Source organism: Mycobacterium sp. 852002-10029_SCH5224772 (assembly GCF_001667315.1).
Taxonomy (GTDB): Bacteria; Actinomycetota; Actinomycetes; order Mycobacteriales; family Mycobacteriaceae; genus Mycobacterium.
The window spans coordinates 33,185-55,190 of sequence record NZ_LZHT01000089.1; the positions used below are offsets into that span (position 1 = coordinate 33,185).

Genomic DNA, 22,006 nt, shown 5'->3' on the forward strand with positions numbered 1-22,006 from the left:
GGCGTGTCGCTGTGCAAACACGCACGCTCGCGCCAGAGCGACCTAGGTGACATCGTCGTGCTGCCCGGCGGTGACCGTCGGCTCCGGTACCGCGGTGGGCCGATCGATGATCGACGCTTCGTCGTCGGGGATCACCGCCTGGGCGTCGCGCTTGGCCTTCCGCTTGTCGTGCAGCCGGGCGATCTGGATGGCGAACTCGAGGAGCACGGACAGGGCCAGCCCGAGCGCGGTCATCGAAAACGGATCGGATCCGGGCGTGAAGACCGCCGCGAACGCGAACATCGCGAAGATCAGGCCGCGTCGCCACGCCTTGAGCCGCTCATAGGTCAGCATGCCGATCGTGTTGAGCATGACGATCAGCAACGGGAATTCGAAGCTGACGCCGAAGACCACCAGCAGGTTGATCAGGAACCCGAAATACCGATCGCCGGACAGCGCGGTCACCTGCACGTCGCTGCCGACGGTCAGCAGGAAGCCCAACGCCTTGGACAGCACGAAGTAGGCCAGCACCGCGCCGACGAGGAACAACACCACGGCGGGGATCACGAACGCGATCGCGAAGCGGCGTTCCTTCTGGTAAAGCCCGGGCGTGATAAAAGCCCACAGCTGGTAAAACCACACCGGGCAGGCCAGCACCACCCCGGCCGTCAGCCCCACCTTGAGGCGCAGCATGAACTGGTCGAACGGCGCGGTGGCCAGCAGTCGGCATTGTCCGTTGGCGCTGATATCCGCCCGCGCCGACTGCGGCAGCGAACAGTAGGGATGACGCAACCACTCGCCGAGGCTTTCCAGCCCGAAGATCGAATGCGAGTACCAGACAAACCCGAAGATCGTGGTCAGCACGATCGCCGCCAGCGAGATCAGCAGCCGGGTGCGGAGCTCGGTGAGGTGGTCGACCAGCGACATGGTCGCATCCGGGTTGGTGCGACTGCGTCTGTTACGTGGATTGAGGCGCTTCAGCAGGCCGGCAGCGCGCGCTGAAACCTTGAATGCTTTCACGATGCTCGTCTAGGGCTCGGTCAGGGGCGCTCGGGCACCGCGACGATGACGGCGGCTATGCCGGGCGTGCTTCGCTGTGCCCCTGCTCGCTGGGCGCCGGCGCCTCGACCCGCTGCGACTGCACGGGCGTGGGGTTCGCCGCCGAGGCGTCAGGCTGGGTACCCAAGGCCGACGTTTCCGCCTTGTTCTCGCTCTGCATTTCCCGAATCTCGGACTTGAAGATCCGCATCGACTTGCCCAACGAACGCGCCGCGTCGGGGAGCTTCTTGGCACCGAACAGCAAGATCACCACGACCGCGAGGATCGCCCAGTGCCACGGACTAAGACTGCCCACTTTGATTACCTCCAGACGTTAACCCGATGCTACCGCAGTAACGCCAGGTGTCGGTGGGCGCGCGCCGCGCCGTGGTGGGCCATATTGCCTGGACTTTTATGAGCTCAGAGCGTCATACGACGCCAGGGCGGCCGCCGCGGCATCCCGCACCCGCTGCACCAGCGACCCGGGTGCCAGCACCTGCACGCCGGGCCCCAGGCCCAGCACCAGCCGCGTCATCCAGTCCTCGGAGGCGTAAGTCATCACCGCCTCGCACGACCCGTCCGGCAACTCGCGCACGTCGCGCATCGGGTAGTACTCGAACATCCAGGACGCCGCGGGCGCTACCCGCAGCTTGGCGAACGGCAACGACGGATCGCCGTCGAACAACGAGGTGTCGGGCGGCGCGTGCAGCACCGGCTCGGGCGGCGCCGCCGGCTCGTCGAGCTCGCTGGCTTCCACGATCCGGTCGAAGCGGAACAGCCGGACCCCGTCGGCTTCGCGCGACCAGGCCTCGAGGTAGCTGTGGCCGCCGATCAGCAGGACCCGGATGGGGTCGACTACCCGGCTGGTGAGTGTGTCGTGGGAGGCGGAGTAGTAATCGATGGCCAGGGCGTGCCGGGACTGCACGGCCGCGCGCACCGCGGCGGCGGCCCGATTTTCCACCGGCGCGGGCTCGTCGACGGCCGTCGCCGCGTGCGTGGTGTCGTGCCCGATGGCCCCGGCCGCGTCCTCGATCTTGGCGATCGCACTGCGCGCGGCTTCGGGGTCGACGACGCCGGGGATGTCGGCCAGCGCCCGCAGCGCCACCAGCAGCCCGGTGGCCTCCGGCGAGGTGAGCTTGAGCGGGCGGTCGATGCCGGCGGAGAACGTCACCTCGATGGTGTCCCCGGAGAACTGGAAGTCGATCAGGTCACCGGGGAAATAGCCGGGGAGGCCGCACATCCAGAGCTGGTTGAGGTCCTCTTCCAGTTGCTTGGCCGACACCCCGAGATCGGCGGCGGCCTTGGCCCGGGTGACCCGCGGGTTGGCCTGGAAGTACGGGACCATGTTCAGCAGCCGGACCAGGCGGGTGGAGATCGGCGTCATGCGGGCACTCCCGCATGCGCCCGCAACCGGTCCAGCACGTCGTCGCGCAGCGACGGCGGCTCGAGCACCAGGGCGTCGGCGCCGTACCCGGCGATGTCGCGGGCCAGCTGGTCGGTGGATCGGATGTCGAGTTCAATCACCTCGCCGTCGCGCTCACCCAGTCGCCGTTCGCCGACGGGCCTGCCCGCGCGGCGCAGCGCGGTGGCCCGCCCGTCAGCCACCCAGACCCGGGCCACCCCACCGGCCGGCGCCGCGGAAATTTCCGTGACCGTCTGCGCCACGATCCTGCGCAGGTCAATGCCTTCCGGCACGGTGACCGCGCCGGGCGGGCCGATCGGCGCGACGTCGGGACCGATCCGGGAGAGCCGGAAGGTGCGGGTGGCGTCGCGGTCGCGGTCGTGACCCACCAGATACCAGCGGCCCTTCTCGGTGACGACGCCCCAGGGCTCGACGGTGCGAGTGGCGTACGGCTCGGCCCGCGACGGGCGGTGCGGAAACTGCACGGCCCGTCGGGAATCGATGGCGGACAACAGGATTCCGAGAACATCCTCCGAGCCACGCAGACCCGGCACTCCCGCCGGTGAGGCGATGGCGACCGGCGCCTCCGGATCGACGTCGACGCCGGCCGCGCGCAGTTTGAGCAGCGCGCCCTGGGTGGCGGTGATCAGTTCGGGCGACTCCCACAGCTGGGTCGCGACCGCCACCGCCGCCGCCTCGTCCGGGGTGAGGTCGACCGGGGCGAGCGCATAGGCGTCGCGGTTGATCCGGTAGCCCTCGGTGGGGTCCCACGCCGAAACCCTGCCGACCTCGAGCGGGATGCCCAGGTCGCGCAGCTCGTTCTTGTCGCGCTCGAACATGCGGGAGAACGCCTCGGCGCTGGCGTTTTCGGAGTATCCCGCCACGCTCGACCTGATCTTTTCCGCCGTGATGTACCCGCGGGTGGACAGCAGGGCGATGACCAGGTTCACCAGCCGTTCGACTTTTGACGTCGCCATTGGCACCAGATTATTCGATGGCCGCCGTCTGGCGCTGCCACCCACGCACCGCGTCGCAGGATTCCCGACCACCACTGCAGCCTCTCAGTGCGAGGCGACACGATTCTCGAACTTGCTGGCGCCCGCGCTAGCGAGTTCGCCCTTCACACTCAAGACAGTGCGGGTGTGGCTGACAGTGAGCCGACGGCCGCTACATGCTCGCGATCAGGCGCTTGACCCGCTCGTCGACCGCACGGAAGGGGTCTTTGCACAACACGGTCCGCTGTGCCTGGTCATTGAGCTTGAGGTGCACCCAGTCGACGGTGAAGTCACGGCCGGCCGCCTGGGCGGCGCTGATGAACTCGCCGCGCAGCCGCGCCCGGGTGGTCTGCGGCGGATTGTCGACCGCCTCGGCGATGTCCTCGTCAGTGGTGACGCGGGCCGCAAGTCCCTTGCGCTGCAGCAGATCAAAGACGCCACGCCCACGCTTGATGTCGTGGTAGGCCAGGTCCAGCTGGGCGATCTTCGGGTCGGACAGCTCCATGTTGTAGCGGTCCTGGTAGCGCTGGAACAGCTTGCGCTTGATCACCCAGTCGATCTCGGTATCAACCTTGGCGAAGTCCTGGCTCTCGACCGCGTCGAGCTGGCGGCCCCACAAATCGACGATCTGCTCGATCTGGGCGTTGGGCTCCCGGGTCTGCAGGTGTTCGACCGCGCGGCCGTAGTACTCGCGCTGGATGTCGAGCGCGCTGGCCTGACGCCCACCGGCCAGCCGCACCGGCCGACGGCCGGTGACGTCGTGGCTGACCTCGCGGATCGCGCGGATGGGATTGTCCAACGAGAAGTCCCGGAACGGCACGCCGGCTTCGATCATTTCCAGCACCAGCGCGGCAGTGCCCACCTTGAGCATGGTGGTGGTTTCGCACATGTTGGAGTCGCCGACGATCACGTGCAGGCGCCGGTACTTCTCGGCGTCGGCGTGCGGCTCGTCGCGGGTGTTGATGATCGGCCGGCTGCGGGTGGTCGCCGACGAGACACCCTCCCAAATGTGCTCGGCGCGTTGCGAAAGACAGAACGTTGCGGCCTTGGGGGTCTGCAGCACCTTGCCGGCGCCGCAGATCAGCTGGCGCGTGACCAGAAACGGCAGCAGGACATCGGAGATCCGGGAGAACTCACCGGCCCGCACGATCAAGTAGTTCTCGTGACACCCGTAGGAGTTGCCCGCCGAATCGGTGTTGTTCTTGAACAGGTAGATGTCGCCGCCGATGCCCTCGTCGGCGAGCCGCTGCTCGGCGTCGACGAGCAGGTCTTCGAGCACCCATTCCCCGGCGCGGTCGTGGGTGACGAGCTGCACCAGACTGTCGCACTCGGCCGTGGCGTATTCGGGGTGGCTTCCCACGTCGAGGTAAAGGCGGGCGCCGTTACGCAGGAACACGTTGGAGCTGCGCCCCCACGACACGACGCGCCGAAACAGGTAGCGGGCCACCTCGTCCGGGCTGAGCCGCCGGTGGCCGTGGAATGTGCAGGTGACCCCGAACTCGGTCTCGATGCCCATGATTCGCCGCTGCACGTAATCGAGCGTACTGGTTGTCCGAGCGCGACGGTGGGCAAGCCGCGCCTATCGATCCAACGAAGTTCTTCGCACGCCGCTTTCCGGTCGCGCCGGCACCGGGTTCGCCACTGGCAGCTTCGGCGCCGCGGCGGTGATCCGTTAACTCACCAGCACCTTGAGCACCACCGGACCCACCAGTACCGGTGACGGGCGGGCGTCGATCTATGCCGAAGCCAGGACTAGTCGGACAATCCGCCGCTGGAATCCGACTCTTCGCCGTCGCCCTCGGACCCGTTCGAATCCAGCTCGCGCAGCAAATTTTCCAGGGTTGCTCGGTTGATCCGCCGAAACGCCCGTCGTGGTCGGTTGACATCCAAGATCGCGACCTCCAGGCTGCCCACGTCCAGGGTGGACTGGTCGCCGTTCGAGGATTCGCTGCCGGCCCGCAACGCTTTCACGGCGATGCGCGTGGCTTCGCGCAGGTTGGCGTTCTCGGCGTAGGAGTCCTTGAGCGCCGTGACGATCGGTTCGGTGGTACCGCCCATCACCACGAAATGCGGCTCGTCGGCGATCGATCCGTCATAGGTAATCCGGTACAGCTCAGGCGGTTTGCTCTCGCCATAGTGCGCAACCTCGGCGACACACAATTCCACCTCGTAGGGCTTGGCCTGCTCGGTGAAGATGGAGCCCAGCGTCTGCGCGTAGACATAGGCGAGTTGGCGGCCGGTGACGTCGCGACGGTCGTAGGCGTAGCCGCGGGTGTCGGCGAATTGAATTCCGCCGCGGCGCAAATTGTCGAATTCGTTGAACTTGCCCGCGGCGGCAAAGCCCACGCGGTCGTAGAGTTCGCTGATCTTCTGCAACGACCGCGACGGGTTCTCGGCGACGAAGAGCACGCCGCCGGCATAGACCAGGGCGACCACGCTCTTGCCGCGCGCGATGCCCTTGCGCGCGAGTTCGCTGCGCTCGCGCATCGCTTGCTCGGGCGAGATGAAATACGGGAAGCTCACTTCTCACCACCATCGGGGCCGAAAGTGTCAGCGCGCGAACGGCTTTGGATGACCTCGCGAGCCAGTTCGGCGATGCGGCTCTCCGGCACGTCCAGCGCGCCCTCGGCGCCGATGGTGACCGCCGTGGGATAGATGCCGCGAACCAGGTCCGGCCCGCCGGTCGCGGAGTCGTCGTCAGCCGCGTCGTAGAGCGCCTCGATCGCGACCCGCACCGCCGAATCGGTGTCGGTGACCTGCGAGTACAACTTCTTCATCGACGACTTGGCGAAAATCGAGCCCGAGCCCACCGACTGGTAGCCCTCCTCTTCCAGGTTCCAGCCACCCGCCGCGTCGAACGACACGATGCGGCCCGCGCCCTCCGGATCGGCCTCGGCCGCGTCGATGTCGTAGCCCACCAGCAGCGGCAACGCCACCAGCCCCTGCATGGCGGCGGCCAGGTTGCCGCGCACCATGATCGCCAGCCGGTTCACCTTGCCGGCAAACGTCAGCGGCACGCCTTCGAGTTTCTCGTAGTGTTCGAGCTCCACGGCGTAAAGGCGGGCGAACTCCACCGCGATGGCGGCGGTTCCGGCGATGCCGGTGGCGGTGTAGTCATCGGTGATGTACACCTTCTTGACGTCGCGCCCGGCGATCATGTTGCCCTGCGTCGAGCGCCGGTCACCGGCGAGCACCACGCCGCCGGGGTATTTCAGCGCGACGATTGTGGTCCCGTGGGGCAGCTGCGCTCCAGCGCTTTCCGAATGGGATGCCCCGAGGCCGGCCGGTAGCAACTCCGGCGCCTGCCGGCGCAGGAAGTCGGCAAACGACGACAGGTCTACAGCGGGGTTTCCCGGAAGTGCGGAGTTGGTGGGCAGGCGATCAGAGAACTGCCAGGTCACTGGCCGCCCTTTTGGACGTATGCCCGCACGAAGTCCTCAGCGTTCTCCTCGAGAACGTCGTCAATCTCGTCGAGCAAGTCGTCAGTCTCCTCGGCCAGCTTCTCCCGGCGCTCTTGGCCCGCGGCCGTGCTGCCGGCGAAGTCGTCCTCTTCGTCGCCACCACCGCCACGCTTGGTCTGCTCCTGAGCCATCGCCGCCTCCTGCTTTGTCTGGGCTTGTTGAATGGCCTTTCATTGTCACGCTCAATGTCAGGCCACGCTTGCCCGTTGGTCTTTCCTACCCTACCGGTCAACCCCGACGTTGCCCGGCTGAACCGGCGGCTACCTGGTGAGTTGTTCTACCAGTTCCGCGGCGCTGTGCACCGAGTCCAGCAGCGCTCCGACGTGCGCTTTGCTGCCGCGCAACGGCTCCAGCGTCGGGATGCGGACCAGGGAATCACCGCCCAGGTCGAAGATCACCGAGTCCCAACTGGCCGCGGCGATGTCGGCGCCGAACCTGCGCAGGCATTCACCGCGGAAGTAGGCGCGGGTGTCCGTCGGCGGATTGTCCACCGCCTCGAGCACCTGGTGTTCGGAAACCAGGCGCTTCATCGAGCCCCGCGCGACGAGCCGGTTGTACAGGCCCTTGTCGAGCCGGACGTCGGAATATTGCAGGTCGACCAGGTGCAGCCGGGGCGCCGACCAGCTCAGGTTTTCCCGCTGCCGGAAGCCTTCGAGCAGGCGCAGCTTGGCGGGCCAGTCCAGGAGTTCGGCGCATTCCATCGGGTCGCGCTCGAGTTGGTCGAGCACGTGCGCCCACGTTTCGACGATGTCGGCGGCGCGCGGGTCGGGGTCGCGACTATCGACCAGCTTCGCCACCCGGTCGAGGTAAACCCGTTGCAGCGCAAGCCCAGTCAGCTCTCGACCGTCGGCCAGCGCCACCGCGGTACGCAGCGACGGGTCGCGGCTGATCGCATGGACCGCATGCACCGGCCGTGCCAGCGCCAGATCGCTCAGGTCGATGCCGTGCGCCGGGCCCTCTTCGATCAGGTCCAGCACCAGCGACGTGGTGCCGAGTTTGAGGTAGGTCGACGTCTCGGCGAGGTTGGCGTCGCCGATGATGACGTGCAGCCGTCGGTACCGGTCGGCGTCGGCGTGCGGCTCGTCGCGGGTGTTGATGATGCCGCGTTTGAGGGTGGTCTCCAGGCCGACCTCGACCTCGATGTAGTCCGAGCGTTGCGACAGCTGAAAGCCGGGCTCATCACCGGAGGGTCCGATGCCGACGCGCCCGGAGCCGGTGACCACCTGCCGCGAGACCAGAAAGGGGGTCAGCCCGGCGATGATCGCCGAGAACGGCGTCTGCCGCGACATCAGATAGTTCTCGTGCGACCCGTAGGAGGCACCCTTGCCGTCGACGTTGTTCTTGTAGAGCTGCAATTTCGCGGCCCCGGGCACGCTGGCGACGTGCCGGGCCGCGGCTTCCATCACCCGCTCGCCGGCCTTGTCCCAGATCACCGCGTCGAGCGGGTCGGTGCATTCGGGTGCGGAGTATTCGGGGTGTGCGTGGTCGACGTAGAGCCGCGCCCCATTGGTCAGGATCATGTTGGCGGCGCCGACCTCGTCGGCGGCGACCACCGGGGGCGGGCCCGCCGAGCGGCTCAGGTCGAACCCGCGGGCGTCGCGCAGCGGCGACTCCACCTCGTAGTCCCAACGGGTGCGCTTGGCGCGCTGAATGCCCGCTGCCGCCGCATAAGCCAAAACCGCCTGCGTCGAGGTGAGGATCGGATTGGCCGTCGGGTCCGATGGCGATGAGATGCCGTATTCGACCTCCGTCCCGATAATCCGCTGCATGCTTCAAAGACTAGGCGAGGTGCGGAATTGGCCTTCTCCCGGGCGTCGAGGCCGAGGCCCGCGCGAAGTGACCTGCACCGACAACTGGTTCCTCGAGGAGCGCGCGTGCTGTTGACGACGCCGACGGCGGTGATTAGCTTCACGGGATGACCGACCTTTCCGGGAAGCGTTACGGCGAAGTGCTTCTCGTGACCCCCGGGGAGGCGGGACCGCAGGCCACGGTTTACAACAGCTTCCCGCTCAACGATTGTCCGGCCGAGCTGTGGTCGAAGCTCGACGCTCAGGCCATCGCCAAGGAACACGGGGCGGCCACCGCGTTGCTCAACGGCCCGCGCTACTGGCTGATGAACGCCATCGAGAAGCGGCAGCAAGGGCCGCAGATTACGAAGACCTTCGGCGGAATCGAGATGATTCAGCAGGCCACGGTCCTGCTGTCATCGATGAATCCCGCGCCGTATACCGCCAATCAGGTCAACCGCCACACGGTCTTCGTCTTCAACCCCGGGGAAGAGGTCTACGAACTCGTCGACCCCGGCGGTCAGCGCTGGATCATGCAGACCTGGAGCCAGGTCGCCGACCCCACCCTGTCGCGCGGCGACCTGCCCGGCCTGGCCGCCCGGCTCAACCTGCCGCACGGGTGGGCCTACCAGCCGCGCGTGCTCGCCGAGGCGCTGCGGGTGGACACCCGGACCCGTCCCGCCCAGGTCACCCAGGACGACCTGACGAACAGCTACTCGCTCGAGTTGGACTGACCCACCTCAAGCGCGATTCGCCATCCAGCTGCGGTGTCGCACCGCCGCTTTGCGCGCGGCCTTGGCCAGTGTTCGGTCCGGCAGATGACGGCCCAGCGCATCGAGAACGAGCGCGGTCTCGGGCGCCGGATGGCGCCAGATGTCCTCCAGCAGCTGCGACGGATCGGACATACCGGCGAAGAGGTCGCACAGCTCCTCTGGCGATTCCAGGGTGCTCGAAAGGACGTCGACGAGCACCGCGACGTCGACGAAGGCCGCGAGGGTCTCGGCGTCGGCGCGGTCACGCTGTATCAGCCACAGCGCGGCGTGGCCGGCGACGGGGCTGTCCAGCAGCTGACGGACGAAGGGCTCGGCTACGTCGATGTCGAACTCGTTCAGCGCGATGAAGCCCATCGTCCGTCCAGCCGCGGTGTCCATGGCCGCGGCGGCCTCGGTGAGCATTTGCACCCGTTCGGTATCCGGGCGCCCGGACTGCCAGTTTGCTATCAGCGACGCATGAATATCATTGTCTAACAACAACATCGCACCGATCAGGTCCGTCGCGTCCCAGCCGTCGAGGCGGTCGAGGCGGCGCAGCGCAAACCCGGCGTCCTCCAGGTATTCCGGCAGGATATGGCGCCCCAGTGCGGTCAGCGCCACGGTCCCTCCGGTCCAATCGCTGGGCCCGGGCGGCTGCGGCCGTTCCAGGGCGTCGGTCCACCGCACCACACCGGCCTCCCGCAGAACTTCGAGAAGACGGCCCATGTGGTCCTCGACGCAAGCCTCGAGCGTGTCCTCCCGGTCCGCCGGCCAGCGGTGCGACGGCCGTTGCGCGGCGACCAACGCGTGCACCCACTCCAGCACGGATTCGAAGGGAAGTTCCGCGTCGCCTTGCAGCAACGGCGCGAGCCAACACGCGATCCCGTCGTCGAGTAGGTCGTGCATCGTGTTGTGCTCGGGGTAGAGCTGCGACGAATGCAACGACCGCAACGGGCGTGCCAACAGGATTCCCGCGAACAGCGACTCCGCCCGCTCCACGGGCGCGCGCGTCCCCCACTCCTCCGCCGGCACCACACGCTGTTGCAGCACGTCCACCGCGCCGGCCTCGATGGCCACGTCGATGAGAAAATTCAGGCGCCGCAGTGCCGCCGTCGGCCGGGCCGCAACTTTCAACTCACCCAACTCCACATCCAACACGTCGCCGGTGTGGAGCAATTCGACCAGCGCGCGACCGTCAGCCGGTTCGAGTTCGCCCTTGTCGGTGAGCGGCTTGCCGTCCGGCCCGAGATAGTCGCGCAGAACCTCGAGTTTGACGAGCAACGGGGCTGCCGCCGCGGCCGCCGCTACGTCGTTCGCGGACGGCGGGATGTGGAGGAACGGCAGCTCGAGTGGCTCTGGCGCCTCGACCGGATCCGGGTGAACCTCAACGGCGGTGGGGTCGCGTGCTTCCGCCAGCACGGTCGGCGCGAGGTCGTCGACCAGCCTCCGCAATCTGGCGGCACGCTCGGCACCGCCGACCAGACGGCCGGTGGCCGCCATGAAGTCGACGTACACGCCGATTGCGAAGCACAGACACAGCGCGTCATCCGGCCGGCCCTTGAATCGGCTCGGGCACCATTCGAGCAAGAATTCCGCGATATCGCCGGGGGCGAAGTCGTCGAGAACACCGGTGGAATCGCGGTAACGCCAGTCCAGGAAGACGGCAACGTCAGAGACGACTGCCTCGGAATCCGAGTCGAGCCCGGTCCACCAGCCCTCGAGCCCGTCCAGCAACGCGCCACGAGCCTCGCCATAGGCGTCGTCGTCGCCGGGAGCGTCAAAGCGGAGTCGCACGGATGCGACGCTAGCCGGTGGCGCCGACAAATGCTGACAAGTACTTACAAGTACTGGCCCAGGTTCGATTCGGTGTCGATGGCCCGCGACGCGCTCGAGCTCTTGCCGGTGACCAGCGTGCGGATGTAGACGATCCGCTCGCCCTTCTTGCCCGAAATCCGCGCCCAGTCATCGGGGTTGGTGGTGTTGGGCAGGTCCTCGTTCTCGGCGAACTCATCGACGATCGAGTCCAGCAGATGCTGGATACGCAGACCCGGTTGACCTGTCTCCAGCACCGCCTTGATCGCGTTCTTCTTCGCCCGGTCGACGACGTTCTGGATCATCGCCCCGGAGTTGAAGTCCTTGAAGTACATGACTTCCTTGTCACCGTTGGCGTAGGTGACCTCCAGGAACCGGTTGTCGTCGATCTCGGCGTACATCCGCTCGACGACCTTCTCGATCATCGCCTTGATGCAGGTGGTGCGGTCGTCACCGAACTCGGCGAGGTCGTCGGCGTGCAGCGGCAGCGACTCGATCAGGTACTTCGAGAAGATGTCTTGCGCCGCTTCGGCATCCGGGCGCTCGATCTTGATCTTCACGTCGAGGCGCCCGGGCCGCAGGATGGCGGGGTCGATCATGTCCTCGCGGTTGGAGGCGCCGATCACGATGACGTTCTCCAGCCCCTCCACACCGTCGATCTCACTGAGCAGCTGCGGAACCACGGTCGTCTCGACGTCCGAGGACACCCCGGTGCCGCGGGTGCGGAAGATCGAGTCCATCTCGTCGAAGAACACGATCACCGGTGTGCCTTCCGACGCCTTCTCGCGGGCGCGCTGGAAGATCAGCCGGATGTGACGCTCGGTCTCGCCGACGAACTTGTTGAGCAGCTCGGGGCCCTTGATGTTCAAGAAGTACGACTTGGCCTCGCGCGCGTCGTCGCCGCGCACCTCCGCCATCTTCTTGGCCAACGAGTTCGCGACGGCCTTGGCGATCAGCGTCTTACCGCAACCGGGCGGACCGTAGAGCAGCACACCTTTGGGCGGGCGCAGCGCGTACTCCCGGTAGAGCTCCTTGTGCAGGAAGGGCAGCTCCACGGCGTCGCGGATCTGCTCGATCTGGCGGGTCAGGCCGCCGATGTCCAGGTAGCTGACATCGGGCACCTCTTCCAGCACCAGGTCCTCGACCTCGGCCTTGGGGATGCGCTCGAACGCGTAGCCGGCCTTGGTGTCCACCAGCAGCGAGTCGCCGGGCCGCAGCTTGCGGGGCCGGGTGTCGTCGTTGAGAGCGTCGGGATGACCGTCCGGCAGGTTCTCGGCGACCAGGGGCTCGGCGAGCCAGACAATGCGTTCCTCATCGGCGTGGCCGACGACCAGTGCGCGGTGCCCGTCGGCCAAGAGCTCACGCAGCGTGGAGATCTCGCCGACGGATTCGAAGGTGCCCGCTTCCACGACGGTCAGGGCCTCGTTGAGGCGAACGGTTTGACCCTTCCGCAGCAACGCGATTTCGATGTTCGGCGAGCAAGTCAGGCGCATCTTGCGGCCGGACGTGAACACGTCGACGGTTTCGTCTTCGTGCGTCCCGAGCAGGACGCCGTATCCGCTGGGCGGTTGCCCCAGCCGGTCGACCTCCTCACGCAGTGCCAGCAGTTGCTGGCGGGCCTCTTTGAGGGTCTCCATCAACTTCGAGTTACGGGACGCGAGGGAGTCGATGCGGGCTTCAAGCTGATGCACATCGCGGCCAGAGCGGGTGCCGCCTTGCGTGCCGGCGGCATGCTCGAGCTGCTCGCGCAACATCGCCGCCTCACGGCGTAGTTCTTCCAACTCGGCCTCGTCGCTGCTGGACATGTCTGGTTCGTGGGGGGTTCCGAAAGCTTCAGAACGCTCTGAGCTACCCATGTTGCGCTCCTTTCCCACACCGAAATGGCGCGGCGGATACTTCAACGCTACCGGCGATTGACGATTGGTGTGGGTAGTCAAATACCCACGAAAAGTTAAGATTTTCGTCACGCTGGTAATCTCGGCCACTAATCGTGATGATCGAAAGGGCCTTGGGAGGTGGCAGAGTGACCGCAAAAAGCCTCGCCACGGGCTCGACTCGCGTCGCAGTCACCGCCGCTGTGACTTCAACTGCACCCATCGGCCCGACCTTAGCGACCTCGCTCCCGCCCGAAGCGGCCAGAGCCGCCTAGCCGGCCGACCGACCGGATGCACCGACCACTGTCCGTAGCGCTGCGCGCCGCCGCCGCCCTGGCGGCGGTCGGGCTCGCGGCGTGTTCGTCGAACCGCCCCACGAGCGAGTCGTCGACCGTGTCTTCGCTGCCACCGGCCACGTCCAGTCAGGTTGCTGCGCCCGTCACGGCTCCCCTGCCGCCGCCCGAAGCGCTCACCGATGTCCTCGGCCGTCTGGCCGATCCGAACGTCCCAGGCGCCGCCAAGGTGAGTCTGGTCGAGGGCGCGACCCCGGAGAGCGCGGCCACCCTGGACAGATTCACCACCGCCTTGCGGGACAACGGTTACCTGCCCATGACCTTCGCCGCGAACGACATCGCGTGGTCGGACAAGAACCCGTCGAACGTGAAGGCCAGCATCGCCGTCCACACTGCCCAGCCCAACAACGCCAACTTCACCTTCCCGATGGAATTCGCGCCCTTTCAAGGCGGTTGGCATCTCTCCCGGCGAACCGCCGAAATGCTGTTGGCGCTGGGCAAGTCGCCCGCGGCCCCGACTTCCGAGGCTCCCGCGGGCCCAGCCCCCGCCCCGCCACCCGAACCTGCTCCGCCACCGGCACCGCCGCCACCACCGGCGCCGGCTCCCGAGCCCGCTCCCTCCCAGAACCCACCAGGCTGACCCGCGGGATGTGGATCGGCTGGCTCGAGTTCGACGTGTTGCTGGGCGACGTCCGCTCACTCAAACAGAAGCGGTCGGTGATCCGTCCCGTCGTCGCCGAACTGCAGCGCAGGTTCAGCGTCTCGGCCGCTGAGACGGGTTCGCACGAGTTGTATCGACGGGCCGGGATCGGCGTCGCCCTGGTGTCTGGCGACCGCGGCCACGCCGTGGACGTCCTGGACGCGGCCGAGCGGCTGGTGGCCGCGCATCCCGAGTTCGAGCTGTTGTCGGTGCGACGCTCGCTGCTGCGCAGCGAGGACATCGACTAGCCGATGGTGATCGCGCCCCGCTGATCAGCCGTCACGGCCTTCGCGTTTGCGCCCCAGCGGCGCGGGCGCGACCACACCCGGAGCGAGCCGTCGGGTGAAGATCAGGAAGGCCGTATGGCCGCGCATCGAATGCTGCGGCCGCACCGCCAGCCCGACGACGTTCCAACCGCGTTGCAACGTCTCCCACGACCGGGGCTCGGTCCAGCACTGCTGGGCCCGCAGCGCTTCGACGGTGCGCGACAGTTGCGTGACGGTGGCCACGTAGATCATCAACACGCCACCGGGAATCAGCAGCCTAGCGACCACCCCCAGCACGTCCCACGGCGCGAGCATGTCGAGCACGGCGCGGTCGAACGATCCGTCCGGCAGCTCGGAGTCGGCCACATCGCTGACGATCAATTGCCAGTTGTCGGGCGCGTCGCCGCCGGCGAACACCGACACACTGCGTTGGGCGTGCTCGGCATGGTCGGCGCGCTGCTCGTAGGAGATCACCCGCCCTTCGGGCCCGACAGCGCGCAGCAGTGAACAGGTCAGCGCGCCCGAGCCGGCCCCGGCCTCGAGCACCCGCGCGCCCGGGAAGATGTCGCCCTCGTGGACGATCTGAGCCGCGTCCTTCGGGTAGATCACCTGCGGTCCGCGGGGCATCGACAGCACGTAGTCGACCAGCAGGGGCCGCAGCACCAAGTAGGCGGCGCCGTTGCTGGACTTGATCACGCTGCCCTGCTCGAGCCCGATCACCGCGTCGTGCGGGATCGACCCGCGATGGGTGTGGAATTCGGCGCCCTCCGCAAGCACCATCGTGTAGTGCCGACCCTTGGCGTCGGTGAGCTGAACACGCTCGCCCACGGTGAAAGGGCCGGTTACGGACACGCGGTCTAGCGTGCCAGCCGACTCACCGCAGCAGGTGCTTGGGGGTTGTCGGCGCCCGGTCCTAGGCTTTCGAACATGACCGTCCAGCCGCAAGCGCCGCAGTCGGCGCCGGCGCCGGCGCGGCAGGTGTCCCGCCCCGCGCTGTCACCGTCGCGGGCGGCGGACTTCAAGCAGTGCCCGCTGCTGTATCGGTTCCGGGCCATCGACCGGCTGCCCGAGGCGCCGTCGCCGGCGCAGGTGCGCGGAACCCTGGTCCACGCCGCCCTACAGCAGCTCTACGGCCTGCCCGCCGCACAGCGCGGCCCCGACACCGCCATGTCGTTGGTGCAGCCCGCGTGGGAGCAACTGATCGCCGCGACGCCGGAGATGACCGCCGACCTGGATCCCGACCAGCGCATCCAACTGCTGGCCGAGGCCCAGGCGTTGCTCGCCGGTTACTACCGGCTCGAGGACCCCACCCGCTTCGAGCCGCAATGCTGCGAAGAACGCGTGGAGGTCGAACTCGCCGACGGCACGCTGCTGCGTGGATTCATCGACCGCATCGACGTCGCCGCCACCGGCGAGTTACGCGTGGTCGACTACAAGACCGGCAAGGCGCCGCCGGCCGCGCGAGCCCTGGCCGAGTTCAAGGCCATGTTCCAGATGAAGTTCTACGCGGTGGCCCTGTTGCGTTCGCGCGGTGTGCTGCCCACCCGGCTGCGGCTGATCTATCTGGCCGACGGCCAGGTGCTGGACTATTCGCCGGACGAAGATGAGCTGCTGCGCTTCGAGAAGACTCTGATCGCGATCTGGCGCGCCATCCAATCAGCGGGCCAGACAGGCGATTTCCGCCCCACCCAGTCGCGATTGTGCGACTGGTGCCCCCACCAGCAACACTGCCCGCTTTTCGGTGGCACACCGCCGCCCTACCCTGGCTGGCCGGAATCATTTGACGCACAAGGCGGTTCGCATTCGACGGAGCCGGCGGCGTAGGCGGCCGGTTAGTCCAGCGGCGACATCTCCTGCAGCATCGTCGGAATGAGCTCGCTGACCGTCGGGTGGATGTGCATGGTGCGTGAGAGCGTGGTGTAGGGCGCCTTGGCGGACATGACGTCCAGGATGCAGTGAATCGCCTCATCGCCGCCGACCCCGAAGACCGCGGCCCCCAGGATCTCCTGGGTATCGGTGTCGACCACGACTTTCATGAAGCCTTGCGTCTCACCCTTTTCCACTGCCCGGCCGACTCTGGTCATCGGCCGTTTGCCGACCAGCGCCTTGCGTCCCGACGCGCGGACCTGATCGACGCTCAGGCCGGCACGCCCCAGCGGCGGGTCGATGTAGAGCGCATAGGTGGCGATGCGGTCACTCACCCGGCGCGGATCACCGTCAAGCAGATTCGCGGCGACGATCTCGAAATCGTTGTACGAGGTGTGGGTGAATGCGCTCTTGCCGTTGCAGTCGCCCATCGCCCAGATGTGATCGACGCTGGTCTTGAGCTGGTCATCGACCACGATGTAGCCACCGGTGTCGGTCTGCACACCGGCGGCCTGCAGGTCCAGGTCGTCGGTGTTGGGGCGCCGGCCCACCGCCAGCAGCAGATGACTCCCCCGGATCGCGGTGGCTCCGTCGCGGGGGGTGAGCTCAAATCCATTGTCGATCTTGGTGACTCGCACGGCGTCGGCGCCGACGATGATGTCGATGCCCTCGGCCCGCAAGATGTCTTCGATGGTGGCCGAGACGTCCTCGTCTTCGCCGGACACCAGCCGCGGGCCGCGCTCCACGACCGTCACCTTGGCCCCGAAGCGCCGGTACATCTGCGCGAACTCCACTGCGATGAAGCCGCCCCCCACGATAACGAGATGTGTTGGCAGCGTGTCGAGTTCGAGGATCGACACGTTGGTGAGGAACTCGACCTCGTCCAGGCCGGGGAAGTCGGGCACCACGGCACGACCGCCCACGTTGAGGAAGACGCGGTCGGCGTGCAGCACGTCCTCACCGACCCGCACGGTGTGCGGGTCGGTGAAGCGGGCGTGACCGCGATAGACGGTGCAGCCGTCCATGCCCGCGAGCCAATCTTCGACACCCTTGCGATCGCCCAGCATGATCTGGTCCTTGCGGGCCTTGACTTTCGCCATGTCGACGCTGACCTGTCCGGTGCCCACGCCGAAGTCCGCGCCGCGCCGCGCGAGGTGCGCGGCGTGCGCGGAGGCCACCAGCGTCTTGGTCGGGATGCACCCGTTGTTGACGCAGGTGCCGCCGATCAGTTTGCGTTCGACGATCGCGACACGCTGCCCGGCCGCCGTCAGCCGCCCCGCCAAGGGCGGGCCGGCCTGACCCGCACCCACGATGACGGCGTCGAAATGTTCTGTCACTTAACCGCCGTCAGCAGATACTCCGTCAGCACGTGGCCCGTCACCGCCACAACGACGATTCCCCCGACGATCGCGACCGCGTCCTCGAGCAGCGCGATCGGCAGGTCCCTACCCGCCACCGCGGCCAGCCGCTTGCGCGCCTGATAGCCGCCGAGGGTGCCGAGCACCGCGCCGATGACACCGGCACCGAGGGCGGTGAAGGTCCAGTGCGGCCAGGCGCCCAGCGCCGCGCCGGCGAGGCCGCCCATGACGATGCGGGCCGCGAAAATCGGTGCCGCCGTTCGGGGCGGGGTCTTGGGCAGCTTGTCGTTGATCAATTCGCCGACGGCGAGGACGGTGAAGGCGACCACCGCGATGATGCTGGCCATCCAGGATGCCCACGTGCCATGCAGGTCGATCCAACCAAGGAGAGCGGGGGCCGCGGCCCAGGCGACCACGGCGGGCGCCGTCAGCGAACGCAACCCGGCAACGACACCAATCAACAAAGCCAGCAACAGAACAAGCGCGTGTGTCACGAAGACCTCCTGGAGGACGAAACAGCCGGCGAGCCTTTCAGGGACGGCCCATACGCCAACCCGGGCAGTCCCCCGAGCCGGACGCTAACACAGCCGCGGCGTTCGCACCGGGTGTGCAATCAGAACCGGCAAAACCTGATATCGGACGCCAGAATCGCCTTGGCGCCGATGGTGGCCAGCTCATCCATGATTTCGTTCACGCCCCGGCGCGGGACGAGCGCCCGGACGGCAACCCAATCCGGATCGGCCAGGGGCGCAATGGTCGGCGACTCCAGCCCCGGCGTGATCGCGGTGGCCCGGTCCAGCACCGAGCGGGGGCAGTCGTAATCGAGCATCAGATACTGCTGGCCGAACACCACACCCTGGATGCGCGCCACCAATTGATCGCGCGCCGCCTGCGTTCCGGACCGGCTGCTCTGGTCGCTCTCGATCAGCACGGCTTCCGAGTCGCACAGCGGATCACCGAAGGCCACCAGATTGTGCAGGCTCAGGGTGCGCCCGGACCCCACCACGTCGGCGATGGCGTCGGCGACGCCGAGTTGCACCGAGATCTCCACCGCGCCGTCGAGTCTGATGACAGTCGCCTCAATACCGCGCCCCGCCAAGTCTTTTCGGACCAGGTTGGGATAGGCGGTGGCGATCCGCTTGCCGGCCAGATCGGCGATCTTCCAGTCCCGTCCGGCCGGGGCGGCGTAGCGAAAGCTCGACGACCCGAATCCCAGCGCCAGACGTTCCCGCACCGGCGCGTCGGAATCGCCCACCAGGTCGCGCCCGGTGATGCCGAAATCCAGCTCGCCCGAACCCACATAGATGGCAATGTCTTTGGGCCGCAGGAAGAAGAACTCGACCTGGTTGACCGGGTCGATGACCGTCAGGTCCTTGGAATCGCTACGGCGCCGGTAGCCGGCCTCCGACAGGATCTCGGTGGCCGGCTCGCTCAGCGTGCCCTTGTTGGGAACCGCAACCCGCAGCATGGTCACAGCTTCCGATACACGTCGTCGAGGGACAGCCCGCGGGCGACCATCAGCACCTGCGTCCAGTAGAGCAACTGGCTGATCTCCTCGGCCAGCGCGTCGTCGGGTTCGTGTTCAGCGGCCAGCCACACCTCGCCGGCTTCCTCGAGGATCTTTTTACCCAGCCCGTGGATGCCGCCGTCCAGCGCGGCGACCGTCGCGCTGCCGGCCGGCCGGGTGCGGGCGCGCTCGCCCAGTTCGGCGAACAGATCCTCGAAGGTCTTCACGGCCAGCGATTGTTTCACGCGGCGGCCAGCAAAGTCACGGCGGTTTCGGTCGGCGGCGATCGCGTTCAGCCGAACCCGGCGAGGGTAAGCCGCAGCGCTTCTTCCAATTGCTCGTGAAACGGCGGGCTTTCGGCGATGTCCGAGCTCAGCCATCCGTCGAGGACGAATTGCACTGTGGCCAAACTGGTGTGGACCAGCAAGGCCGGTCGAATATCGACCATCGCATCGACACCCATCCGGTGGGCGACTTGCTCGATCAGGTTGCCGTGATCGGTCTCGCTGACCAGCACGGATTTGGTCAACAGGTGGGGCGCGGTGGCGACGGCGTGACGCCAGGTATCGAGGTTGTCAACCGTGCTGACGTCCCGGGCGTGCGTGACGAACAGTTGAATGAGCGATTCGACCGGCGACTCGTGCGGCGGTCTCGCGCTGTAGGAACCCACGATCTCGGCGGCCGCTTCCCGGACGGGATCGACCAGCAGGCCCTCCTTGGTCGGCGCGTACCGGAAATACGTGCTGATCGAAATCCCGGCGGCTTCGGCAATGTCCTCGGTCGTCACGGCGCCGAATCCGCGTTCTGCGAAAAGCTGGTGCGCGGTTTGCTGGATCTGCGAGAGCAGTTCGGCCCGACGTCGGTCCCGCAACGAGCGGATGTTTGCTGAGGGCATGCCTTCACCTTCGCCAATCCGACATTCCAACTCGGGCGGAAACCGTCCATCGACGAGTTCAGATGAGTGACTCTACACTATTGAAAGTCCCTATCAAGTACGTTAGTGTGATGCAGCACACAGCATTGAACTGCGAAGTCGTGGGAGCTGTCGACCCAGTTTTAATATGATCGTGTCCGATGGCCGCCCAACGTCTTCTGCTCGGCACTCATGCTTAGGGGTGGGGAGAGGGCCGATGAAAGCGGTAGTTGGTACGCGATGACCTGTGCCATGTGTTTGCTGGATGGGGCGCAGGTCGCGCCGCTATGACGACGACACAACTTGACGGCGTTGTCGCCGTCCGGAACTGGTCCGTCGGGTACGTCAAACGTCACCCGGTCGCCTCACTGACGACAGTCGGCGAACAGTTCGTCCTGGGCGTGCGCACCGTCCAATATTTCTTCTTCGACCTGATCACCGGGCGATTCCAGTGGCACGAATTCGTCCGGCAGGGCGCGTTCATGGCCGGCACCGCCGTGTTGCCGACGATCCTGGTCTCGCTGCCGATCAGCGTCACCCTGTCCATCCAGTTCGCACTGCTGGCCGGTCAGGTCGGTGCCACCTCGCTGGCCGGCGCGGCCAGCGGACTCGCGGTCATCCGACAGGGTGCGTCGTTGGTGGCGGCGGTCCTCATGGCATCGGCGGTCGGATCGGCCATCACCGCCGATCTGGGTTCGCGCACCATGCGCGAAGAAACCGACGCGATGGAGGTGATGGGTGTCTCGGTGATCCGGCGCCTGGTCGTCCCCCGCTTCGCCGCGGCCGTGATGATCGGGGTGGCCCTCACCGGCGTCGTGTGCTTCGCCGGATTTTTCGCGAGCTACATGTTCAACGTGTATTTCCAGAACGGCGCGCCGGGCAGTTTCGTGTCGACGTTCGCGTCGTTCGCGACGACCGGTGACATGGTTCTGGCGCTGCTGAAGGCCATCGTGTTCGGCGCCATCGTGGCCATCGTGTCAAGCCAAAAAGGCTTGTCCACCAAGGGCGGGCCGACGGGCGTCGCGAACTCGGTGAATGCCGCTGTCGTCGAGGCGATCCTGCTGCTGATGATCGTCAACATCGCCATCAGCCAGCTCTACATCTTGCTGTCGCCCAGGACGGGGCTCTGACGTGACGGCCTCGGCGTATGAGCCCTTTGCACCGATTTCGACGCCGCTTGTCCGGCTCTACCGCCGGGGCAAAGTGCCGATCATCCGGCTCGGCCATCTGCTGGTCTTCTTCGTCCGGGCGGCGGTCGCCGTGCCGCTCGCCGTGCGCCAGTACGGCGGCGAATTTTTGCGGCTGCTGTCCAACATCACCTGGGGGAACGGCTCGATCGTGGTGGGGGGCGGTACCGCCGGTGTGGCCGTCGTCCTCGGCATGACCGTCGGCGCGCTGGTCGGGATCGAGGGTTATAACTTCCTGGACCTGCTCGGCCTGGGACCCGCCACCGGCTTCGTCTCCTCGCTGGTCAACACCCGCGAGCTGGCTCCGCTGATGGCCTCGCTCGCGTTCGCCATGCAGGGCGGCTGCCGCTTCACCGCGCAGCTGGGATCCATGCGTATCGCCGAGGAGATCGACGCGCTGGAGTCGATCGCGATCCGCCCGATCCCCTACCTGGTGACCACCCGGCTGATCGCCTCGGTGGTGGCGATCGTCCCGCTGTACGCGGCCTGCCTGGCGATCGGGTACCTGAGCACGCAAGTGGTGGTGGGGATCGGCAGTGGCGGTTCGACCGGGTCCTACCTGCACTACTTCACGCTGATGCTGGCCGGCCAGGACATCGTCTACTCGTTGATCAAGGCCGTCATCTTCGTGTGGATTGCGTCCACGATCCAGTGCTACTACGGGTTTTACGCGACCGGCGGTCCCGAAGGCGTCGGGGTCGCCGCGGGGCACGGCATGCGGGCCAGCATCACCGTGGTGATCATCGTGAACATGCTGCTCACCATGGCGCTGTGGGGCGTCGACTCCGGCGCAAGGTTTGGCGGGTAGGCCCATGG

General features: G+C 66.9%; 23 protein-coding genes. 6 read left to right on the forward strand and 17 right to left on the reverse strand.

Features of this window, described 5'->3' with window-relative positions:
- Positions 1-42: 42 nt before the first annotated feature.
- The 9 genes from tatC to dop form a co-directional block, all read right to left on the reverse strand.
- Complete coding sequence (gene tatC, locus A5775_RS16025) at positions 43-999, reverse strand: twin-arginine translocase subunit TatC (protein ID WP_156660724.1); 957 nt, start codon at positions 997-999, stop codon at positions 43-45.
- Positions 1,000-1,054: 55 nt separating this feature from the next.
- Positions 1,055-1,333, reverse strand: coding sequence for a Sec-independent protein translocase subunit TatA (tatA, locus tag A5775_RS16030; RefSeq protein ID WP_067254225.1), 279 nt, complete (start codon positions 1,331-1,333; stop codon positions 1,055-1,057).
- 96 nt (positions 1,334-1,429) lie between these two features.
- Complete coding sequence (locus A5775_RS16035; protein WP_067254228.1) at positions 1,430-2,401, reverse strand: YafY family protein; 972 nt, start codon at positions 2,399-2,401, stop codon at positions 1,430-1,432.
- Entirely contained in the window at positions 2,398-3,396 is a 999-nt protein-coding gene (locus A5775_RS16040; RefSeq protein WP_067254231.1) for a YafY family protein, read from the reverse strand. The genes A5775_RS16035 and A5775_RS16040 overlap by 4 nt, the downstream gene beginning before the upstream one ends.
- A gap of 190 nt (positions 3,397-3,586) precedes the next feature.
- On the reverse strand, positions 3,587-4,945 hold the full coding sequence (gene pafA / locus A5775_RS16045; RefSeq protein ID WP_156660725.1) for a Pup--protein ligase: 1,359 nt from the start codon (positions 4,943-4,945) through the stop codon (positions 3,587-3,589).
- Positions 4,946-5,166: 221 nt separating this feature from the next.
- Positions 5,167-5,937: a proteasome subunit alpha gene (gene prcA / locus A5775_RS16050; protein WP_067254238.1), complete on the reverse strand. Its 771-nt coding sequence runs from the start codon at positions 5,935-5,937 to the stop codon at positions 5,167-5,169.
- Positions 5,934-6,815: a proteasome subunit beta gene (prcB, locus tag A5775_RS16055; protein ID WP_067254242.1), complete on the reverse strand. Its 882-nt coding sequence runs from the start codon at positions 6,813-6,815 to the stop codon at positions 5,934-5,936. The genes prcA and prcB overlap by 4 nt, the downstream gene beginning before the upstream one ends.
- Complete coding sequence (locus tag A5775_RS16060) at positions 6,812-7,006, reverse strand: ubiquitin-like protein Pup (RefSeq protein WP_067254245.1); 195 nt, start codon at positions 7,004-7,006, stop codon at positions 6,812-6,814. The genes prcB and A5775_RS16060 overlap by 4 nt, the downstream gene beginning before the upstream one ends.
- Before the next feature lie 129 nt (positions 7,007-7,135).
- Entirely contained in the window at positions 7,136-8,644 is a 1,509-nt protein-coding gene (gene dop / locus A5775_RS16065) for a pup deamidase/depupylase (RefSeq protein ID WP_067254248.1), read from the reverse strand.
- Positions 8,645-8,790: 146 nt separating this feature from the next.
- On the opposite strand from dop, the gene A5775_RS16070 reads away from it, so the two are divergent.
- Positions 8,791-9,396 carry a hypothetical protein gene (locus tag A5775_RS16070; RefSeq protein WP_067254250.1) on the forward strand — a complete coding sequence of 202 codons (606 nt, stop codon included), beginning with the start codon at positions 8,791-8,793 and terminating at the stop codon, positions 9,394-9,396.
- Positions 9,397-9,402: 6 nt separating this feature from the next.
- Here the strand turns inward: A5775_RS16070 and A5775_RS16075 are convergent, their stop codons facing one another.
- Positions 9,403-11,208, reverse strand: coding sequence for a hypothetical protein (locus tag A5775_RS16075; protein WP_067254253.1), 1,806 nt, complete (start codon positions 11,206-11,208; stop codon positions 9,403-9,405).
- A 44-nt stretch (positions 11,209-11,252) separates the two neighbouring features.
- A complete protein-coding gene (gene arc, locus A5775_RS16080; RefSeq protein WP_067254362.1) occupies positions 11,253-13,082 on the reverse strand; it encodes a proteasome ATPase in 1,830 nt (609 codons plus the stop codon).
- 309 nt (positions 13,083-13,391) lie between these two features.
- Between arc and A5775_RS16085 the strand changes: the two genes are divergently transcribed.
- Both A5775_RS16085 and A5775_RS16090 read left to right on the forward strand, forming a co-directional pair.
- The gene (locus A5775_RS16085; RefSeq protein WP_067254255.1) at positions 13,392-14,033 is read left to right on the forward strand and encodes a hypothetical protein; all 642 of its coding nucleotides are present in this window, start codon (positions 13,392-13,394) and stop codon (positions 14,031-14,033) included.
- 8 nt (positions 14,034-14,041) lie between these two features.
- Positions 14,042-14,341 (forward strand): DUF503 domain-containing protein, encoded by a 300-nt coding sequence (locus A5775_RS16090; RefSeq protein WP_067254258.1) that lies wholly within the window; start codon positions 14,042-14,044, stop codon positions 14,339-14,341.
- A 24-nt stretch (positions 14,342-14,365) separates the two neighbouring features.
- On the opposite strand, the gene trmI is transcribed toward A5775_RS16090, so the two are convergent.
- Positions 14,366-15,211, reverse strand: a complete 846-nt coding sequence (gene trmI / locus A5775_RS16095) for a tRNA (adenine(58)-N(1))-methyltransferase TrmI (RefSeq protein WP_067254260.1) — start codon at positions 15,209-15,211, stop codon at positions 14,366-14,368.
- A gap of 75 nt (positions 15,212-15,286) precedes the next feature.
- Between trmI and A5775_RS16100 the strand changes: the two genes are divergently transcribed.
- On the forward strand, positions 15,287-16,183 hold the full coding sequence (locus A5775_RS16100) for a RecB family exonuclease (RefSeq protein ID WP_067254264.1): 897 nt from the start codon (positions 15,287-15,289) through the stop codon (positions 16,181-16,183).
- An 8-nt stretch (positions 16,184-16,191) separates the two neighbouring features.
- Here the strand turns inward: A5775_RS16100 and A5775_RS16105 are convergent, their stop codons facing one another.
- The 5 genes from A5775_RS16105 to A5775_RS16125 all read right to left on the reverse strand — a co-directional run bounded on the left by A5775_RS16105 (position 16,192) and on the right by A5775_RS16125 (position 19,985).
- On the reverse strand, positions 16,192-17,562 hold the full coding sequence (locus A5775_RS16105; protein ID WP_067254267.1) for an FAD-containing oxidoreductase: 1,371 nt from the start codon (positions 17,560-17,562) through the stop codon (positions 16,192-16,194).
- Complete coding sequence (locus A5775_RS16110; RefSeq protein WP_067254270.1) at positions 17,559-18,077, reverse strand: DUF4126 domain-containing protein; 519 nt, start codon at positions 18,075-18,077, stop codon at positions 17,559-17,561. The genes A5775_RS16105 and A5775_RS16110 overlap by 4 nt, the downstream gene beginning before the upstream one ends.
- A 119-nt stretch (positions 18,078-18,196) precedes the next feature.
- Positions 18,197-19,051, reverse strand: a complete 855-nt coding sequence (hisG, locus tag A5775_RS16115; protein WP_067254368.1) for an ATP phosphoribosyltransferase — start codon at positions 19,049-19,051, stop codon at positions 18,197-18,199.
- A 2-nt stretch (positions 19,052-19,053) separates the two neighbouring features.
- A complete protein-coding gene (locus tag A5775_RS16120) occupies positions 19,054-19,335 on the reverse strand; it encodes a phosphoribosyl-ATP diphosphatase (RefSeq protein WP_009953388.1) in 282 nt (93 codons plus the stop codon).
- A gap of 47 nt (positions 19,336-19,382) precedes the next feature.
- Positions 19,383-19,985, reverse strand: coding sequence for a TetR family transcriptional regulator (locus A5775_RS16125; protein WP_067254274.1), 603 nt, complete (start codon positions 19,983-19,985; stop codon positions 19,383-19,385).
- A 305-nt stretch (positions 19,986-20,290) separates the two neighbouring features.
- On the opposite strand from A5775_RS16125, the gene A5775_RS16130 reads away from it, so the two are divergent.
- Positions 20,291-21,133 carry an ABC transporter permease gene (locus A5775_RS16130; RefSeq protein ID WP_067254278.1) on the forward strand — a complete coding sequence of 281 codons (843 nt, stop codon included), beginning with the start codon at positions 20,291-20,293 and terminating at the stop codon, positions 21,131-21,133.
- Position 21,134: 1 nt separating this feature from the next.
- Complete coding sequence (locus A5775_RS16135; RefSeq protein ID WP_067254281.1) at positions 21,135-21,998, forward strand: ABC transporter permease; 864 nt, start codon at positions 21,135-21,137, stop codon at positions 21,996-21,998.
- The last annotated feature ends 8 nt before the right edge of the window (positions 21,999-22,006 follow it).

Excerpts from the sequence above, each read along its gene's own strand:
- A5775_RS16035 (WP_067254228.1), bottom strand. The coding sequence starts at position 2,401 with ATGACGCCGATCTCCACCCGCCTGGTCCGGCTGCTGAACATGGTCCCG.
- A5775_RS16040 (WP_067254231.1), bottom strand. The coding sequence starts at position 3,396 with ATGGCGACGTCAAAAGTCGAACGGCTGGTGAACCTGGTCATCGCCCTG.
- A5775_RS16060 (WP_067254245.1), bottom strand. The coding sequence starts at position 7,006 with ATGGCTCAGGAGCAGACCAAGCGTGGCGGTGGTGGCGACGAAGAGGAC.
- dop (WP_067254248.1), bottom strand. The coding sequence starts at position 8,644 with ATGCAGCGGATTATCGGGACGGAGGTCGAATACGGCATCTCATCGCCA.
- A5775_RS16070 (WP_067254250.1), top strand. The coding sequence starts at position 8,791 with ATGACCGACCTTTCCGGGAAGCGTTACGGCGAAGTGCTTCTCGTGACC.
- arc (WP_067254362.1), bottom strand. The coding sequence starts at position 13,082 with ATGGGTAGCTCAGAGCGTTCTGAAGCTTTCGGAACCCCCCACGAACCA.
- A5775_RS16085 (WP_067254255.1), top strand. The coding sequence starts at position 13,392 with ATGCACCGACCACTGTCCGTAGCGCTGCGCGCCGCCGCCGCCCTGGCG.
- A5775_RS16090 (WP_067254258.1), top strand. The coding sequence starts at position 14,042 with ATGTGGATCGGCTGGCTCGAGTTCGACGTGTTGCTGGGCGACGTCCGC.
- A5775_RS16100 (WP_067254264.1), top strand. The coding sequence starts at position 15,287 with ATGACCGTCCAGCCGCAAGCGCCGCAGTCGGCGCCGGCGCCGGCGCGG.
- hisG (WP_067254368.1), bottom strand. The coding sequence starts at position 19,051 with ATGCTGCGGGTTGCGGTTCCCAACAAGGGCACGCTGAGCGAGCCGGCC.
- A5775_RS16125 (WP_067254274.1), bottom strand. The coding sequence starts at position 19,985 with ATGCCCTCAGCAAACATCCGCTCGTTGCGGGACCGACGTCGGGCCGAA.
- A5775_RS16130 (WP_067254278.1), top strand. The coding sequence starts at position 20,291 with ATGACGACGACACAACTTGACGGCGTTGTCGCCGTCCGGAACTGGTCC.